At 44.0% G+C, this 17156-nt stretch carries 18 protein-coding genes; 3 read left to right on the forward strand and 15 right to left on the reverse strand.

The genetic code is table 11. The annotated features are described in order from the left end of the window. Positions 1-145: 145 nt before the first annotated feature. The 4 genes from ACLGGO_RS05955 to ACLGGO_RS05970 form a co-directional block, all read right to left on the reverse strand. The gene (locus ACLGGO_RS05955) at positions 146-334 is read right to left on the reverse strand and encodes a hypothetical protein (RefSeq protein ID WP_446339638.1); all 189 of its coding nucleotides are present in this window, start codon (positions 332-334) and stop codon (positions 146-148) included. A gap of 645 nt (positions 335-979) precedes the next feature. Continuing rightward, the gene (locus tag ACLGGO_RS05960) at positions 980-1129 is read right to left on the reverse strand and encodes a hypothetical protein (protein ID WP_446339639.1); all 150 of its coding nucleotides are present in this window, start codon (positions 1127-1129) and stop codon (positions 980-982) included. Beyond that, positions 1126-1536 carry an acyl-CoA thioesterase gene (locus ACLGGO_RS05965; RefSeq protein ID WP_446339640.1) on the reverse strand — a complete coding sequence of 137 codons (411 nt, stop codon included), beginning with the start codon at positions 1534-1536 and terminating at the stop codon, positions 1126-1128. The genes ACLGGO_RS05960 and ACLGGO_RS05965 overlap by 4 nt, the downstream gene beginning before the upstream one ends. Before the next feature lie 6 nt (positions 1537-1542). Continuing rightward, positions 1543-2634 carry a protein kinase domain-containing protein gene (locus tag ACLGGO_RS05970; RefSeq protein WP_446418612.1) on the reverse strand — a complete coding sequence of 364 codons (1092 nt, stop codon included), beginning with the start codon at positions 2632-2634 and terminating at the stop codon, positions 1543-1545. Positions 2635-2834: 200 nt separating this feature from the next. Here ACLGGO_RS05970 and ACLGGO_RS05975 point away from each other — a divergent pair, with 200 nt between their 5' ends. Then, positions 2835-3584 carry a DUF561 domain-containing protein gene (locus ACLGGO_RS05975; protein ID WP_446418613.1) on the forward strand — a complete coding sequence of 250 codons (750 nt, stop codon included), beginning with the start codon at positions 2835-2837 and terminating at the stop codon, positions 3582-3584. A 753-nt stretch (positions 3585-4337) separates the two neighbouring features. Here ACLGGO_RS05975 and ACLGGO_RS05980 read toward each other — a convergent pair. Continuing rightward, positions 4338-4496, reverse strand: coding sequence for a hypothetical protein (locus ACLGGO_RS05980; RefSeq protein ID WP_446418614.1), 159 nt, complete (start codon positions 4494-4496; stop codon positions 4338-4340). 297 nt (positions 4497-4793) lie between these two features. Between ACLGGO_RS05980 and ACLGGO_RS05985 the strand changes: the two genes are divergently transcribed. Continuing rightward, the gene (locus ACLGGO_RS05985; RefSeq protein ID WP_446418615.1) at positions 4794-6371 is read left to right on the forward strand and encodes a 4Fe-4S binding protein; all 1578 of its coding nucleotides are present in this window, start codon (positions 4794-4796) and stop codon (positions 6369-6371) included. 168 nt (positions 6372-6539) lie between these two features. Here the strand turns inward: ACLGGO_RS05985 and ACLGGO_RS05990 are convergent, their stop codons facing one another. From ACLGGO_RS05990 to ACLGGO_RS06030, 9 genes are all read right to left on the reverse strand, one after another. Continuing rightward, complete coding sequence (locus ACLGGO_RS05990; RefSeq protein WP_446418616.1) at positions 6540-7106, reverse strand: hypothetical protein; 567 nt, start codon at positions 7104-7106, stop codon at positions 6540-6542. Positions 7107-7168: 62 nt separating this feature from the next. Next, positions 7169-7861, reverse strand: a complete 693-nt coding sequence (locus ACLGGO_RS05995) for a hypothetical protein (RefSeq protein WP_446418617.1) — start codon at positions 7859-7861, stop codon at positions 7169-7171. Positions 7862-8011: 150 nt separating this feature from the next. After that, positions 8012-8590 carry a PIN domain-containing protein gene (locus ACLGGO_RS06000; protein ID WP_446418618.1) on the reverse strand — a complete coding sequence of 193 codons (579 nt, stop codon included), beginning with the start codon at positions 8588-8590 and terminating at the stop codon, positions 8012-8014. After that, positions 8568-9080: a hypothetical protein gene (locus tag ACLGGO_RS06005; protein ID WP_446418619.1), complete on the reverse strand. Its 513-nt coding sequence runs from the start codon at positions 9078-9080 to the stop codon at positions 8568-8570. The genes ACLGGO_RS06000 and ACLGGO_RS06005 overlap by 23 nt, the downstream gene beginning before the upstream one ends. 26 nt (positions 9081-9106) lie before the next feature. Continuing rightward, positions 9107-9706: a DUF4352 domain-containing protein gene (locus ACLGGO_RS06010; protein WP_446418620.1), complete on the reverse strand. Its 600-nt coding sequence runs from the start codon at positions 9704-9706 to the stop codon at positions 9107-9109. A 57-nt stretch (positions 9707-9763) separates the two neighbouring features. Beyond that, entirely contained in the window at positions 9764-11629 is a 1866-nt protein-coding gene (locus ACLGGO_RS06015) for an ABC transporter ATP-binding protein (RefSeq protein WP_446418621.1), read from the reverse strand. Positions 11630-11731: 102 nt separating this feature from the next. Beyond that, on the reverse strand, positions 11732-12541 hold the full coding sequence (locus ACLGGO_RS06020) for a DUF1838 domain-containing protein (protein WP_446418622.1): 810 nt from the start codon (positions 12539-12541) through the stop codon (positions 11732-11734). A 460-nt stretch (positions 12542-13001) separates the two neighbouring features. Next, positions 13002-13820: a pentapeptide repeat-containing protein gene (locus tag ACLGGO_RS06025; protein ID WP_446418623.1), complete on the reverse strand. Its 819-nt coding sequence runs from the start codon at positions 13818-13820 to the stop codon at positions 13002-13004. Between the two features lie 146 nt (positions 13821-13966). Then, complete coding sequence (locus ACLGGO_RS06030; protein ID WP_446418624.1) at positions 13967-15169, reverse strand: RNA-guided endonuclease InsQ/TnpB family protein; 1203 nt, start codon at positions 15167-15169, stop codon at positions 13967-13969. 36 nt (positions 15170-15205) lie between these two features. Between ACLGGO_RS06030 and ACLGGO_RS06035 the strand changes: the two genes are divergently transcribed. Then, positions 15206-15346: a ribbon-helix-helix protein, CopG family gene (locus ACLGGO_RS06035; RefSeq protein WP_446418625.1), complete on the forward strand. Its 141-nt coding sequence runs from the start codon at positions 15206-15208 to the stop codon at positions 15344-15346. 417 nt (positions 15347-15763) lie between these two features. Here the strand turns inward: ACLGGO_RS06035 and crtI are convergent, their stop codons facing one another. Next, positions 15764-17092 carry a phytoene desaturase family protein gene (gene crtI, locus ACLGGO_RS06040; RefSeq protein WP_446418626.1) on the reverse strand — a complete coding sequence of 443 codons (1329 nt, stop codon included), beginning with the start codon at positions 17090-17092 and terminating at the stop codon, positions 15764-15766. Positions 17093-17156: the final 64 nt, after the last annotated feature.

The following is a 17156-nucleotide window of genomic DNA, read 5'->3' on the forward strand; positions in this document are numbered from 1 at the left end:
CCAAATCCGGGTTAACTACCTCCTTTATGGGTAGGGAAAAAGCAATAGGCAATAGGCAATAGGTAATAGGTAATAGCAGGTATAAGCCCCAACATCCGCCTTTATTACCCCCCTGCAAGAGGAGGCGATTGAAATGTCCGACTACTTACTTTTGATGACGCCATTGTTGCGCCCGAACCACACCCACTAATTTAATTCCACTCTCAATTTGAGTAAATCGCTGTTGTTTGCTGGATCGCGCTGAACTCTCCTGTAGGGAGGTTAAGCTAAAACTTAGTAGTGCCAAGACTAATGCCGTGGCGGTTAAGTTACAAGTAAATTTTACGTTAAACATTGCCCTGAAATAACCTTACTCAATCACTGGCAAGACTCCAGTGGTAAACTCAGCCATGAATGGGTGATGAAAAATCACCGGAATTAAACTTCATACCAATTAAAATCATAAACCCAAACCCCGCCTAAATAGCTTCAGTAAAGTTACTGGAAATTTTGCTTTTGCCCTATCAGCCATTGCGCGTATATCCACCTAAAAATCTTTATAAAATAAACACTTGATAAAGATTATAGGTACTTTGCCGCTCGCTTGAGTAACTTATGCACGGCAGTAGGGACTAAGCTAAATAGGGCTGACAATAACCTAACCGTTCAGTTGCTAGTAAAGCTCAAATTAAACATGATCGTTTCGGGTTAACACTTCCAACATGAATATAATACCTAAGAGTGCCAAAATCAGAAAAGATTCCATAACTAAATTTCCTACTTTCGATACTTCAATAGTAGAAAAATATAGTTTTGTTTAGGGAGAATAATATGCAACTCTTTCGATTGACTATTAAATAACCAATCCATCCCGCCCAATCTGTAGCTTTAGTAATATCTGGACAGGTACAGTTTTGCAATTGGCACGGCTTTCAGGAGGAGTAGGCAAAAATCTCCAGGCTTCTCATGTTGCTGTTCGGGTTAAGCGAAGCATTTATACCTATGCCCAAATTAAATTAGAACTCGCTGCTAGGCGTCGGTCAAGAAACCCGGTTTCTTTGGTGAAATGCCGATATGAGAGTTGTTGTCCTGGCGAGAAACCCGGTTTCTGGGAATACTTGATCGGTGTTCTAGTAGTCTTAGTATTCACCGGACATGATATAACCAATTAATCATTGCGTCTGGCAAGGGAATTTTAGTGCGAGTGTTCGTATCAATACAAACATGGCGAGTTAAGGCATCTGCCCGGTGCGGTTGCGGTGAAGCAGCATCAACAACGTGATACTTAATTTCAAACTTGCTATCACTTAACCGTTGAGGTATCCCCTCAATCAGCAGCCTGTCTCCACAAAACATGGGCTGAAAAAAGTCTACGCTACTGTGGATAATTGGTACAGCCACAGCGGCGCGGCTAAAAAATGTCTTGAGATTAATACCCGCCTTGGCTAGAGAGTCTTCATAGGCTTCGTGACACATTACCAAAACATTGGCAAAGTAAACGACACCAGCAGCATCGGTATCTTGAAAGCGGACGGTGCGGTTATAGGTAAAGGACATGGTAGTTCATTTAGAATGCCCCAATGGAGGTTGACTTGGACGCCGCCGCTTTTTTTCTCGTCGTTGTTTCCAGTTCCTAATCGCAACCGCTGTTTTGGCGGATGGAGTGCGATAACTCTTGTGACTACTTCCATCTTGATTGGCTGGTTTGTCAGTTGTCGGTTGGGGTTGTCTGACTAAATACTGCGCCAGATCATCATAAGGTGATTTAAAATTAAGGTCTTGCAGAATCGGCTTAACGGAATGATAGCGATTCGTCAAGGATACATTTGTCATTTTCCGCAGCACTTGAGTAAAAGGCTGACTGACATGCACCAAGCGTTCCCAGTATAAAGCACCCGTTTGGCGATCGCTCTCCAAATCTAGAGGCGCTTTTCCGGTTAGCAGGTAAAGACAGGTCATCCCTAGGGCGTAGATATCACTAGCAAATACCGGTCGCAGAGAAAACTGTTCCGGTGGGGCAAACCCGACGGTGCCGATAAAATGAGTTGAGGCGAGTTTCAGGCTACTGTCTAGGGCTTGAACCAACTTCTCCTTAACCGCGCCGAAGTCAATCAACACCAGTCTACCATCGTCTTCACAACGGATAATGTTTTGCGGCTTGATATCTCGGTGAATGACGTTATTTCGGTGAATGTAGTCGAGTAGGGGTAGCATTTCCGCCAAAAACTGTCTGGCGGCTACCTCAGATAAACATCCGCTGCGCCTGACTAGCCGCGCTAAGGTTGAACCACGGACGTATTCCTGAACTAAAAAAAATTCTCCCCCAGTCTCGAAGTAATTGAGTAACATGGGAATCTGAGAGTGGCTACCCAGTTTGCCGAGAATTTTTGCCTCTCGTTCAAAACGCTGGCAAGCATTCTCCAAGGCTTTTGGGTCATCAACTTTGGGGCAAAGTTGCTTAATCACGCACAGCGGTTGACCCGGTAACCCAGCATCTGTGGCGAGAAAGGTCACGCCAAACCCACCGCGACCCAGCATTCGCAAGATCTTATAGCGATCGCAAAATGGCTCATTTTGACCGCAAAGCTGACCAAGTTGGGTTTGCTGTAGAATTTCCGAGTGGAAGGAAGACAGGTTTCCCGGCACAAAATTCATTTTTCCAGAATCAGATGATACAAGCTCTCCAGCCTATTTCTTAGTTTAGGCAAAGATCTTATATTTTTTCAAATTTACACGACGCCTCAGTAAGTGGCACAATAGATATTTCCTATTCATGAATTCATGTAGGCGACCGAAGCGATTAACTTCGACAAAAATAAACCGCCGATCGGTAATAATAGAGCAGACGTGCAACAATGACTATGCATCCAAAACTACAAAAAGCCTTTGAATACCGCCGAGTTCTCAAAGTTATTAGTGGCTTGAATAACTTTGACTCTCAGCGGGTAAGTGCCACCGTTAAGGCGGCTGATCGTGGTGGTGCGACGTTTGTCGATATCGCCGCTGATCCTGATTTGATTCGCCTTGTCAAAGGATTGACAAATATACCCATTTGTGTGTCAGCCGTTGAACCCCATCGATTTGTCAGTGCGGTGGAAGCTGGGGCGGATTTAATTGAAATCGGTAATTTTGATAGCTTCTACGCCCAAGGACGGCGGTTCGAGGCGCAAGAGGTTTTAGCCTTGACCAAACAGACGCGATCGCTCTTGCCTAATATTACCCTATCCGTTACCGTTCCTCACATTCTGACTTTAGATCGGCAAGTGGAATTGGCACAAGAACTGGTGGAAGCCGGGGCAGATATTATCCAAACTGAAGGCGGTACTAGCAGTCAGCCTCGTTCTGCTGGAACATTGGGCTTGATTGAAAAAGCCGCCCCCACCTTAGCCGCTGCATCAGAAATTTCCCGGGCGGTATCCGTTCCCGTACTCTGTGCCTCTGGCTTATCGAGTGTCACCGTACCTATGGCAATTGCCGCAGGTGCCGCTGGCGTTGGCGTTGGTTCGGCGGTGAATCAGTTAGACAATGAAGTGGCGATGGTTGCGGCTGTCCGCAGTTTGGTGGAAGCTTTGGCAACGGTTAACCTGACACGAGTGGGCGTTTAAGTCCATTTCCATTGGGTAAGTCTATTAGCCATTAATGAAGAAGGGCGCACGGAGCGTGCGCCCCTACCCATGATCAATGGATAATTAATAATTGATAATTGATAATTGACAATTGATTAATTGGGTCTAAGACCTCTTCGTTTACGAAGAAATTAAAAAAGATTTTCCTTAATTTCAATCCTCTTCTTTTAAGGAGAGTTCATTATCCATTGTTCATTATCCATTGTCAATTTGTAAATTTCCTGCCAACTCGCTAAGATAGCGTAACTGGTTGTCGAAAATTTCGCTCTTCAACGACACATTAGAACGCAACTTGGTATCAACCGTAAAATCTATTCCACTATTTTAGCTGTATCACGCCGCCATCGTGGGTTAAGCGGGTCATTTATTTTAATTGTATGTCCGCCGTACTGATAAGGATACTTGGTTTGAGAAATCCTCAATTTTCCTCAACTTCTTTATCAACTGAGAAAATATAGTAGGAGTTGAAAGGCATCAATCAAAAGTCTGGTTCTATTGAACTGAGGCATCTCACCAGTTTCACAGATGTGTACAACCTGTGAGTCTGTGAATCTTGCTACACAGAACCTTGATGTGTATACGTTGACTGCTTCAATGAGTTGTTAATAGAGTCCCATCTAAATTCTGTGAATAAATGTTACAAAACAACCCTCTCTGCGTAAAATAAAAAACTGAAACCTGAGAGATCAATAGAATCTCAAAATCACGGATGCTGCAAATGTGCATAGGTAATCAGCCTTGAGAAATATAGCGGATTAAGCAGCGATAAAGCCGCACTCCTGCGGCGACGGGAGTGCCCACAAACAAACAGGAGCCAAATTTGACTCCCAAGCGTAGTTTATTTCCAACTTCTGATCTGAACGTAATGGCAAACTCAATCAATCTCAACATTTCTGTTGAATTAATCCTCAATTCCCAGACTCAACTGGTTACAGTTAACGCTCCATATCCCATCATTTCAGTTAAGTGGGATCGGACAGTTTAGCAAGCTGTGATTAACACGGCTGTGATCCTAACTATTGTAGAGCGAGCTTACGGCATCTTGCCTACCACCATGTTTGATACGTGGGCGTAATTTTTTCCAGATCATTCTTCTAATTGATTGAAGTGAGAGATTAATCTCGCATTAATTATTTTACCAATGTAGGAGGCAATAACGAAGTGCTTAATAACGTTTCCGAAAAAAAGATGCATACCGTCAGATTAGTGCTGGTAATCGGTTGGTTGGTATTAATTTTCTCTCTTTTTTATGACCCCATTTCCCATCACCTAACTGATCCCAATAACCTCCTCAGTCCTTTTCGCGATCCGAACAATTGCGTATTAGTGCAAGGAAAATGTCTGGAACAAGCCGCATATCCCATGGGGACACGTATTTTCTGGGGTATGATTGTTCCCAGTGCGATTATGATTCTCTTGGTTTTCGGTCATGACACCTGGCGGCGTATTTGTCCGCTCTACTTTCTGTCTCAAATTACCCGGGCTTTGGGATTAAATCCCAGACTTAATATTCGCAAAAATCCCTGGCTGGCACAAAACCACCTCTATCTACAATTTGCGCTTCTGTTTATCGGTTTGAACTGCCGAATTCTATTTATTAATTCCACTCGCACGGTTTTAGGGCTGTTTTTAATCCTGACTATTCTCTGTGCAATTACAGTAGTTTTCCTGTATGGAGGACGGAGTTGGTGTCATTATGTTTGCCCCTTTGGCATCGTGCAAACTGTTTTTACGGGTCCACGGGGATTATTAAGCTCCCAAGCGCATACAGTAGAACGTCGCAGTATTCCCCAATCTGAGTGCCGCACGTTTGATAAGACAAAAGGCAAAGAAAAAAGTGCCTGTATAGGCTGCAAGTCTACTTGTATTGATAAAGATGCCGAGAAATCGTACTGGCACTATCTCAGCCATCCGGGACGAAAACTCGTGCAATACGGTTATTTGGGCTTAGTGATTGGGTACTTCATTTATTACGGATTATATGCGGGTAATTTCGATTATTACTTTTCTGGGAATTGGGCGCATGAACCTAATCAATTAGCCACGCTTTGGCAACCGGGTTTTTATCTGTTCAATCATCCAATTCCGATTCCTAAACTGGTAGCTTGTCCTTTAACGCTGGGGGTTTGTGTGGTGATGAGTTGTCTGATTTGTACGAAATTAGAAAAGGCATACCGCGCTTCTCTAAGACGGCGTAACTCCAGTATCAGCCGGGAACAGGTTCTGCACCGCGTCTTTTCGATTTGTACTTTTTTGGCGTTCAATATTTTCTTTGTCTATGGGGGACGTCCAGAGATTCTCCGCTTACCCGTCTCGGTACAATTTCTATTTGATGGGTTTGTTGCTGTGGTGAGTAGTCTTTGGCTTTACCGCACTTGGAATCGCAGCGCCGAGCAGTATAACCGGGAAAGTCTCACCCATAGTTTCCGCCGTCAATTGCAAAAGATTCCGGTAGATTTTTCTCAGTTTTTGGAGGGGCGTTCTCTGGAGCAATTAAAAGCTGATGAACTCTATGTTCTGGCAAAAGTTCTGCCTAATTTTAGCCAACAGTACCGCTTTTCCCTTTACAAAGGAGTCTTGCAGGATGGATTAGAAGAGGGGCGTTTTCAGTCGTCCCAAAGTCTAGAGCCACTCCAAGCCATTCGCCATCAACTGGGATTAAGCGATGAGGATCATTATCGGGTTTTGACTGAGCTGGGTGGTGAGCATTCTCATCTTTTATATCCCCATCAACCAACTGAATTTGCTGCCCTACAGCAAAGTTAAGCCAAAACCTTGTAGAGACGTTCCATGCAACGTCTCTACTATTTTGATAGCTATAATTCATAATTCATAAATTGACCTCAGCCAAACCCTAATTAAAGCACCAACAGACGGTATTATATTTAAGTTTGCACCAATGACCAACCTGTAATCTTCTCTTACTTATCCACCTCAATTCCCCATAATCCTCCATTCTCTTGCTTTAAGTTCCGCTAATTTTTCCAACAAACTTTCGGCTAAATCAAATAACTTAAACTCATCCTCTTCATCACCAGAATCGCGGGTTATCTCTCCAACCGTAACCCCACCTGCCAAAATCATAGTCGCTTCATGAAGCCTATCCGATTCGTCAGCAATACTCAAACAGTCTCCCAACCGGGCAATAATTTGAGCTAATCCTTCAGTTTCCATTTGCTGCTGTACTCGCATCGCTAAGGGATGATCACTTTCTCGCGCCCAAACTGCGGCGGGATAATCACTCGCCAAAAAAGCACTCATAAATTCGACAACTGAGGGTTCAATAAACGTCTGTTCTGATGCTAAGGTGACAGAACTCTCTACCGTTACTTCATCATCATCCCACCTGTCTAGCCAATTTTCTTCTATATCCTCAATATACAAATTCACAAAATCAAGTCCATGCGTCAGCCAATCCTGCTGCATTTTCCGGGATTTTTCCAGCGCTTCCGAAAACGCGCCTAAGTCATCATGACTGTAATTTTGTTGTTTGGTGACCATAACTTAGATAGGAAATTCCGTTTGGGCTAAAAGATTTCGGTCGTCATGACTAATCTTCTCAGTTAGGGAAATTTCAGATAACGTCCCAAGGGAAGAAAGTCACTGTTATGAAGTGTTATTGTTACTAACTGCTCCAAGAAATCGGGTTTTCCAGGGTTATAACTTAGGAAAAGTCCTCTATCGATTACCCACATCTGAAGAGTATTTTGCCAATTTTCATATTTTTTTTGAGAATAGTCATTACTCACGCTAGTCACCTGCAGGCACAGGGGCTTTCTTTGACGATAACTAACAATCAAATCTGTTGCCATAGAAAAATCTGTGATATAGCATCGCCAAACTGTACCCCCTCGGCTGACAATTGTCTGAGCTATAGATTTAAGGATATCATCGTCTGCTTGAGTCAACTCACTTGACATCAACTTTTGTTTCCAAATGTAAAATTTTGGATCATTGCTATTTAGCCATTTGGGGAAAAGATAATGATACCAATATCGTTCCGTTGGCGTCATTTGCTCAAAGGCAGATTCCTGCAACTCTGGAGAGGATAAGGCTTTGATAGCTAGCCAAACCTTAGCATCTTGAATTACCTCTAACAAAAACGCCATGACAAATTTTTTAGCCGTAAGCGAACCTGGTTTTATGTCTTTCACCCAGCGGTTAATCTCATCTAATCGTTTCGCTAAACAGGGTTCTATTAATGATGCCTCTTTCATTAGGGATTTGAGTTGAGCTTTGATTTCTAGGGAATGCACATGATTGCTCTAGTCGTCGGTAACGGGATGATGGTTAAATTTATTATATCTCACTTAGTCCCAAATTTATACTGGATTAGCCATTGATTAAATTAACCTAAAGAAACGCCTTATGTTAGAACTAGCCAATACCTTGATCATTTCTGTTGCTTACTCCGATTGCTGGGACTGTAGCCAATTGAGCAATACTTGAGTGCTACTAAAATAATTTGTAATCCCAACATTTCGTAACGCGGATTGAACTTCGGGTGTACCAAAGTCCCGTTCATTACTACTCAAAAATACTTGAGTTTCCGTCGGGTATGAATGAGCCTGATGTAGAATACAATGAAGAATTAGATTATCTGTATAATCTCTATCAATTAAAGGAATAGTTAAACCATCTTGGATCATTGGCGGCGTTAAAGCAATGAGTTCGGCTTTTTCAGATATCTGGTTAATCGCTTGAAACAGACGCCTTTTAATCTCTGACAGTAACGCTCTGTTTTCTTGACGGGATTGATCTAAATATAAGAGTAATCGTTGAGCATGGGATGAGGTTTGATCGCGCCGTACTTGACTAATTTGTAAGTTTAACTCATTTTCAAAGCGTCTGCGATACTTTAGCTCATTTTCCAAGGCTGATAATGCTTCCATCACGCAAATACTTGGCAGGGCGAATTGTACCGATGGTAAGGTATTCTCTAACAGAGTATTGGCTTGCGGATCACGCCCAGTACAAATACTCATCAAAAAATTGGTCTCCAAGTAAAGTATCACCCGCAATCTCCACATCACTTTTGGTACTTCCATCTTCTAGCTGCTGCAACAAACCAATAGCAGCTAACTCGTTAGTTGCTGGCGGTGTGACGGACTTCCAGTGATAGGCTAAGTCTCGCAGCCAAGACTCAATTAACGCTTCTAGATAATCTCCATCAATGGTTTGATTGTCGCAGCTTGGATCATAGTAGTTTACTATATTTGTTGTTTTTAGGGAACAGATAGCCTCTGACCACTTGACGTCATCCCATTGAACAATTTGAATCGTTTCGGGGTCAACTAGCATGGCGAATGGAACGACAGTTTGTGTGGCTTTTAGGTAGGAGGTAAATTGAGAGAGGGTAAGCTTAACCACACGGCTACCTCTGACATCAGCAACTAGAATAACTCGTCCCTGTTTGTCTAAGGCAATTACATCAGCAGAGATTTGATGGCGAAATATAGGATTGGCGGTTTCCATAGGGTTGATGGATGATGGGTGATTGGTTATAGTTTAACAATAATGGGTTGACAATTTAATCCTTTGGCTGCTGTTGATTTTTCTTCACACTCAATCGGATTCGGCTGAAATAACAGTTTTAAATTGCTAGTATCTTCAGGAACTTCAAACACAAGCTGTCCCTGTCGTTGATCACCCGGACTAATTTCACCTGTTGGCGTCTCAATATCCTCCAATGCACTAGCCAAAAGTGCTACTTCGTAGGTTTTATTGTTTCCATCGATAACTTCAAAGGAAACCACGGAAAAGGTTTGCGGTTGTTGTCCTTGATTGACAATGGTGGTATCGACTACTACCCATTGATTCCCTTTATTTGGTTGAATCACGCCTTTTCCCGGATGCACCTTGGTGCTGTTAACAGTAAATTGGAGATTGAGATTTTTTTGGGTGATGGAAATGACGTCACCGAGGGAATGAATTGGTGCTGAAATGGGCTTGGTTGCAGGAGATTCAGCCGTTTCTACAAACGGGCGATCGCGACTTTGCACTGTTTCCGAGTTTTGTTCATTAGGAGAACATCCTAGGATTATAGTGAGGAGACAGATCGACGCGATCGCACCAATTATTATTCTACTTTTTTTATACATAATTATCTATTTGTGTCAACAGGAAAAACAAAAATAAACAGACAAATGACAAATACCCTAAGTTCCCAACATCTGCAACTTATACAAAGCCGCATACAAACCATCCTGTTGCAACAGTTGTTCATGAGAACCGGATTCTACCAACTCACCCCGTTTAAGCACCAAAATTCGGTCTACATTGCGAATAGTTGACAGACGGTGGGCAATAATAATTGCCGTGCGTTTTTCCAATAAATGATCAAGGGCTTGTTGAATTAACGCTTCGGTTCCCACATCTAAACTCGCCGTCGCTTCATCTAATACCAAAATTTGGGGATTACGAATCGCCGCCCGGGCAAATGCCAATAACTGCTTTTGACCCCCAGAAAGATTGGTTCCCCTCTCCCGGAGTTGGGTATCATAGCCTTGAGGAAGTCGTTCGATAAATTGAGCAACATTTGTAGCTTCCGCCGCCGCTTTCACTTGTTCAATCGAGTAGTCTTCTCCCAAGGTAATATTACTTTTAACATCCCCAGCAAACAAAAACCCCTCTTGCAAAATAACCGCCATCTGACGCCGTAATTCAGATTGCGGCAAATCCCGGATATCAATCCCATCTACTAAAATGCGTCCCTTTGTGGCTTCATAGAGGCGACACAGCAAGCGAATAATCGAACTCTTTCCCGCACCAGTGGGACCAACTAACGCCACTTTTTGTCCGGGGCGAATGGTAAAATCTAAGTCTTTAAGAACATAGTCATCTTCTTTATAAGCAAACCAGACATGTTCAAAGCGAATTTCACCTCGATGCGCTGTTACTTCTCCCTTACCATTTGTCCTCGGTTGTTCTGAAATTAACGCCGAATGCGCTAACTCTGGATCACGAATTTCAATCGGCTCATGCATAATATCACTCACCCGTTCAAGTGCCGTGAATCCCGCTTGGAACATGGTAAACTTGTCAGCAAACTGACGCAAAGGATTAAATAGACGCTGCGCGTAAAGAATAAAGGCAGATAAGACACCAAAACTGAGATTATCTTGCAGGATTAACCAGCCTCCTAACCATAATACAGCCGCGATCGCAACTAAGGAAATCCACTCTAATGTGGCGGATACAGCGGAATCATGAAAGATGGTTTTATCAACTTCCGCGACATAGCGCTGGTTCACCGCCCGAAACATCTCAGCATTCACTTGTTCCCGACGAAATAGCTGGACAATATTAATCCCAGCGATATTTTCTTGCAGCATTGAGTTGAGTGTAGAGAGTTCTTCTCTGGCTGTATAATTAGCTTTCCGATATTGCTGCTGAAAATAGACAATCAACCCCGTAACTGGAAACAGCATTAATATCAGAATGAGCGCCAGTTGCCATTGCAGGGAAAACATAAAAATGGCAATAACCAGCATTGAGAATAGGTCATTAAGAATACCAATTGCACCACTAGAAAAGACTAATCCTAATGCTTCCACATCACTGGTGATGCGAGTAATCAGTTTCCCCACAGGGGTGCGGTCAAAAAATCGCACCGCCAGGGAGGTAATATGGTCAAATAAATCATTGCGAATCCCGGCGGTAATTTGCTGACCCAAGTTTTCTTCCAGGAATTTCTGAAAAATGCTACAGATTAATCGGATAATGATACTCAGCAACAAGAAAATCGCTAAGATATTGATACCTTCTGACAAGGAACGATTCTCAATAAACCACCAGGTTTCTTCTTGACGAATTAAAGAAACAGCTTGCCCAATAATTAAGGGTTGAATAGCACCCAGAATAGATACGGGAACGAGTAAAATAATCGCTGTGATCAGTAGGCGTTTTTTGGTGAGTGCATAAGGAACTAATCTCAGGAAAAGTCGCCAATCGGTTTCCTCCCGTCGGTTAGCGCCTCTAGATGAAGTGCGATCGCCTCTTGTTGATGATGATACCTTAGTCATATTAAACCCTGGTTTGAAGAAGTGATAAATTCCTAGGGGAGAAGCATTGCGGATTGTTCGGGTCTACCGTTAAATTTTCGTCGCGAATGCTTTCAGATGATATTATTCTGTTTCCACAATTGGAAATCGCTCTCCCGATAGATATGCCTGAAAATGCTTTTGGAAATACGTCCAAGATGTCATATCAGCATCCTCATCTAATGGCGGCTGAGGAGCATTTTTATAGACAGAAACGCGAGTATTAATTTCATTTTGGAGTAATTCGGGTAATTCCGTAAAATCATTCACTTTAACCCCTCGACCACTATAGATAAGCTGTCCACGTTGATCACCCATTTTCATCCAAGGTACCCAAGGTCCGATTCTATCCCAACTGAGAAAGAGTTTAGAAACGGACTTTAAGTCTGGATCATGTAAATCCTCTGTAGGAACCGTAAGTTTAAACAGTTCAGCCGCTTGATAGGTTTCTTGGGGACTGTATGCGGCAAATTGAGGCTCGTTGGCTAAAGGGTTGGGGTAATTGGGAAATAAATCAAACCAGAAGGTTGTCATATCCTTATTTACCTCCGCCGGAAATTTACCTTTTAGATAACCTTGTACCGGATTATTTGCCACATGAACAACGGTTAAGGTTTCTCCCGTCCAAGGATTGTCCCACTGATGCAGGATATCTCCGGTTTCGGGGTCAAGATAATAGGTAAGTTCTCGTGAAGTAAAATTCCAACTTTCTTCATCGGCGGGAATACAGCGGCTGACACTCATTCCCAGCATATTAAACAATTTTTTTCGTCGTTCTCCGGGAATAAAGGCATAGATAGAACCTGACCAACTGAGAAAGCTTTGTTCTCCATCTAGAGAACTCCGCAGTTTCACAAAATATTTAACATCAAATTCTTGGATTGAACTACTCATATAACGTTTTACTCATCCCTTACAAATGATTGACAAAACTAGAACATTGACAGTCGGACGATTGTTATAGCAGTAGACACATTGATTAGGACAAGCGAACTGTTGTTCCAGACGTTCCGCCGGAGGAGTCTCTACCATAAGATGTGTCCTAACCGCTATGGCAGTTGCTATAACTGTTCAAGGTGTGGGTATGGAGAACCCTCTTGATCTAGCATACAGGTTAACCTATCTGGGCAGATTCTGGACGAGTTAAACCGCCTTGGGTTTCAACCCAAAGAACCCAAGCTCAAGTCGTCTAAAGACGAGTGCATAAAATTTTTAGTCCATTTTAATGGACTTTAGCTATAAGCCAAGAACTGGAGTTCTTGGCGGGTGTCGGGGTTTACTGATAAAGATGAAAGTGAATGAAAATGGAGTATTCGGCACAAACAGATAGTTAGATAAATTTTCATGGGTTTGATTACTCGTGAATCCGCCCATCGGGTAAAATAGTCCCCGATAAAATAGCTCCCGTTAATTTAACGAGCAATCGGTCGGCTGTCCCCACTTTAGCGCCCCGCAAATCTGCACCACTTAAATCTGCACCACTTAAATCCGCACCAATTAAATTAGCATCTCGTAAATTTGCCTGAACTAAACAGGCTTGAAATAAGTTAGCGCGAAAAAGATTGGCTCCTTCTAAATTTGCACCACTGAAATTTACATTATGTAAAAAAGCATCCGTCAGGTTAGCCTGACTGAGATTGGCATTACTAAGATTGCGTCCAGATAGATCTTTTTCTTTGAGATCAACTCCCTGAAAATTAGCACCACTGAGATCGGGATGCGATCGCGGGCGCTGGGATTGCGATCTCGTTCTGGGTTGGTAGTCATTCCTAGCTGGGGAGGGTGGTTGCTTCGGTTCTGTTGATTGAGAGGAACTCCTAGATGAGGAGGGTGGTTGATTCGGTTCTTTTGATTGAGAGTAACGCCGCGATTGAGTCGGTTCTTCTCGGGGCGATCGCGCACGGTAATAATAGGTATTTGCAGCAGGTTTGCGTGGCGGTGAGGATGGGGTTTTGGGCGTTTTGGGTTTGTGCGATCGCAGTTCGTCTCGCGCTTGGTTTATTTCTTTGAGTTTGTCCTCAGCTTTCTGGCGCAAGCGCTGATTCTCCTCCGGTACCCGATCCGGATGCCAAATAAATGCCAAGTCTTTGTAGGCTTGGTTCACTTCTTCTAGGGAGGCTCCGGGTTCTAGTCCCAGTATTCTGTAGTAGTGGTCTAAATTGTTAGATGACATTGCCGTTTAGCGCCTGTTGAGCCGTTAGCACAAGGTTGGAGAACAGATCACAGTGAATGCGATCGCTCCTTCTATATTCTGTCGGGTCATACTGAGATCTTGCACCAGTTTTGACATCCTCACCGTCCTTATAGGACGGTGATTCCCTACCAGTCAAACAGTGTTAACTGATTGTACTCTCGGTGGGTTGACGGCTCACCACACACTGCCTCCTTTGAGGTCTTACACACGCTCCCCGTCCGTTTATAGTCGTGGGTATGCCCTACCCCGACTCGTTCTATATTGACTGAGGCATTATCATCCCTATCATGTTCTACGCCACAGTTAACACAGACAATTGTCCTAATTGACAAGTCTAATTTGCCCCAACGATAACCGCATTCAGAGCAAAATTGACTGGTGGGTTCCCATCGGCTGATTACCCGGAAATCCCGGTTGTACTTATTGGCTTTAGCCTCGCACATTGACCGAAAATCATACCACCCAGCCTGACTTATTGCCCGTGCCAGTTGGCGATTTTTCAGCATCCCGGAAACGTTTAAATCCTCCAAAGCGATGATTTGGTTTTCATCAATCACCTTGGTGGATAGCTTGTGAAGAAAATCATTCCGTTTATCCTGGATTTTGACGTTGAGCTTAGCTACCTTTAACCGCATCCGCTCACGTCGTTTGCTTCCCTTTTGGCGTTTAGCTAACCGCCGTTGGCAACACTTCAGCTTACGGTAAAGCCACGAATAATCTGGGCTATGGACTTTCTCCCCGTTGCTACAGGAGGCAAAGGTTTTTAATCCTAAATCTATCCCCATAGATGGGTTGGGAGCAGGATGGATTTCCGGTTCCACCTCAACAACAAAACTGAGGAAATACCTACCCGCACAATCTGCAATCACCGTGACTGAACTCGGTTCGGATGGCAGAGGACGTGACCACTTGGTCTTAACTTCCCCAATCTTGGCTAGGTAGACCTTAGCCGCCTTGAGCTTAAATCCGCCCCTGGTGAATCTGGCGGTTTGGCGATTGGTTTTTCGCTTAAAACGTGGGGGATTAACCTTTTTACCCTTGCGCTCCCCCTGCCGGGATGAGAAAAAGTTTTTGAATGCCACCCCCAAGTCCGCAACCGATTGCTGCAAAGGGATATTACTGACTTGGGTTAACCATTCCCTAGCTTGAGTTTTCTTGGCTTGGGTGATGCATATCTTCTGTAGCTCACTATTTTTGGGTAGTTTCTCCGACTGCTTACATAAAGCCAAGGCATCATTCCACACTACCCGTACACAGCCAAACAACCGTGCCAAGGACTGACGCTGACCTGGTGTGGGATAGATTCGGAATTGATACCTAGATTTCATGTTAATATCATAGCGTATTCATCCCATTATAGTACCATGAAACAGATATCGATTAGATGTTCTGATGCAGAGTTTGAGCAACTGAAGCGTTATTGTGCCAAGACGGAAAGGACTCAAAATGACGTTTTGAGGGAACTTATCCGTAACCTGACGACTACGGATAAAAAGTCGTCCTAGAAGGACGAGGAGCCTGAACCCATTATTTCCGGTCATAGGCTTTGTTTAGGCTGGGTTAGCAGGTGTGTTCCGATTCGCTCTCCTCACGATGACGACGTGGCACACCTAAATTGATTGATTACCTTGTAGGGGCGCACGCCCCGTGCGCCCATGTCAACTTAAGCTCAACCCCTCACCCCCAGCCCCTCTCCATCCCCCCTAGCCCTGCTTTGAAAGGGGGGAATGAGGGGAGAGGGGAGCAAGAGAATCCGGTTCCCCTTCTCCCCAGGGTCCGGAGTTGGGGTTAGGGGATGAGGGGAAAATGTCGAGGAGTAGATAGACACAGCTTTAAATCTTGCCAGCATTAGTTTTCCACCTTAAGTTGACACCAATGACGCCCCGTGCGCCCAGAAAACCAGTCAAATCTATTCCACCATTTTAGCTGTGCCACGCCACTACAATTTTGCTTGCCGTTTCTTCAATCAGCCGCGCTGCAATTTTCCCCGAACTCATCACCCCCGGTAATCCCGCCCCCGGATGCGTTCCCGCGCCCACAAAATAGAGATTAGAAATATCCTCACTCCGATTATGAGGACGAAACCAAGCCGACTGTGTGAGAGTCGGTTCCACGGAAAAGGCACTCCCTAAATAACTATTTAATGTATCGCGAAAATGCAACGGATCAAATGGATCAGTCGCCGTAGGATGATGCAAATACAACGCAAAATCTTCCGCAAGCTGTTGACGCCCAAATATATCCCGCATCAATTCCCGATACCGAGTCCCCATCAAGATTTCATGGTGTGCCATGTCTGGATACTGACAGTCTGTGCCAAAATACAGCACAAATAAGGACATAGAATAGCGCATCTTTTTAACGCGGCGGTCATTATATTTGCGGCGAAATTTCTGGAGAATTAAATTTAAGTAAGTAAACGCCACATCAGCATTACTTACGACCACATCTGCCTTCAGCACCTCTCCCCCCTCTAATCTTACCCCTGTGGCTCGTTTCGTGGTTTCATCCACCACAATTTCCGTCACCGATTGATTTAGCAACAGTTGACCCCCAAGTTCCTGAAATAATTGCACCAGCGCCTGGACTAATGCGCCCGTTCCTCCCATAGGGAACCAAATCCCAAACGCCTGTTCTAACTTGTGAATCATGGCGTAAATAGCCGTACTCTGAAACGGATTTCCACCAATTAATAGGGGATGAAAACTAAAAACTTGCCGCAATCGTTCATCTTGAATGTACTGATTAACAAACCCAGCGACTGATTTATACGTCTGTAAACGAATCAAATCCGGAGCCACGTTTAGCATATCCGTAAAGCGACTAAACGACTGCTCCATTAACGGCAATCCTTTCTCAAATATGGCGTTTGCTGCTTTGGCAAAGCGTTGATATCCGGCGACATCGGCTGGATTAAAAGCGCGAATTTGTTCAATTAGGGCGTCGGTGGAATTATTGTAGTGAAAGACTGACCTATCAGGAAAGCGGACGTTATAGAAGGGTTCAAGGGGGACAAGTTTGACATAATCGGCAGTTTTCTTTCCAGCTAGGGCAAATAACTCATCGATTAAATGGGGCACGGTAATAATCGTGGGACCCCCATCAAAGGTAAACCCCTGCTGTTGATAGACATACGCACGCCCCCCGGCGCGATCGCGCTTTTCCACAATCGTCACTCGATGACCCCCAGCACTTAACCGAATCGCCGCCGATAGACCCCCAAATCCGCTACCAATGACTACGATATCCATCTGAGTTTTGAGTTTTGACCCTTTACTTCGCGAGTCGGACATCACAAATCGCTATAGTATGAAT

Origin of the sequence: Coleofasciculus sp. (genome assembly GCF_046565525.1) — a bacterium.
Lineage (GTDB): Bacteria > Cyanobacteriota > Cyanobacteriia > Cyanobacteriales > Coleofasciculaceae > Coleofasciculus.

Bases quoted from the DNA above. Each gene is read 5' to 3' on its own strand.
- ACLGGO_RS05955 (WP_446339638.1), bottom strand. From the start codon at position 334: ATGTTTAACGTAAAATTTACTTGTAACTTAACCGCCACGGCATTAGTC.
- ACLGGO_RS05965 (WP_446339640.1), bottom strand. From the start codon at position 1,536: ATGTCCTTTACCTATAACCGCACCGTCCGCTTTCAAGATACCGATGCT.
- ACLGGO_RS05970 (WP_446418612.1), bottom strand. From the start codon at position 2,634: ATGAATTTTGTGCCGGGAAACCTGTCTTCCTTCCACTCGGAAATTCTA.
- ACLGGO_RS05975 (WP_446418613.1), top strand. From the start codon at position 2,835: ATGACTATGCATCCAAAACTACAAAAAGCCTTTGAATACCGCCGAGTT.
- ACLGGO_RS05980 (WP_446418614.1), bottom strand. From the start codon at position 4,496: ATGTTGAGATTGATTGAGTTTGCCATTACGTTCAGATCAGAAGTTGGA.
- ACLGGO_RS05985 (WP_446418615.1), top strand. From the start codon at position 4,794: ATGCATACCGTCAGATTAGTGCTGGTAATCGGTTGGTTGGTATTAATT.
- ACLGGO_RS05990 (WP_446418616.1), bottom strand. From the start codon at position 7,106: ATGGTCACCAAACAACAAAATTACAGTCATGATGACTTAGGCGCGTTT.
- ACLGGO_RS06000 (WP_446418618.1), bottom strand. From the start codon at position 8,590: ATGAGTATTTGTACTGGGCGTGATCCGCAAGCCAATACTCTGTTAGAG.
- ACLGGO_RS06005 (WP_446418619.1), bottom strand. From the start codon at position 9,080: ATGGAAACCGCCAATCCTATATTTCGCCATCAAATCTCTGCTGATGTA.
- ACLGGO_RS06010 (WP_446418620.1), bottom strand. From the start codon at position 9,706: ATGTATAAAAAAAGTAGAATAATAATTGGTGCGATCGCGTCGATCTGT.
- ACLGGO_RS06015 (WP_446418621.1), bottom strand. From the start codon at position 11,629: ATGACTAAGGTATCATCATCAACAAGAGGCGATCGCACTTCATCTAGA.
- ACLGGO_RS06020 (WP_446418622.1), bottom strand. From the start codon at position 12,541: ATGAGTAGTTCAATCCAAGAATTTGATGTTAAATATTTTGTGAAACTG.
- ACLGGO_RS06025 (WP_446418623.1), bottom strand. From the start codon at position 13,820: ATGTCATCTAACAATTTAGACCACTACTACAGAATACTGGGACTAGAA.
- ACLGGO_RS06030 (WP_446418624.1), bottom strand. From the start codon at position 15,169: ATGAAATCTAGGTATCAATTCCGAATCTATCCCACACCAGGTCAGCGT.
- ACLGGO_RS06035 (WP_446418625.1), top strand. From the start codon at position 15,206: ATGAAACAGATATCGATTAGATGTTCTGATGCAGAGTTTGAGCAACTG.
- crtI (WP_446418626.1), bottom strand. From the start codon at position 17,092: ATGGATATCGTAGTCATTGGTAGCGGATTTGGGGGTCTATCGGCGGCG.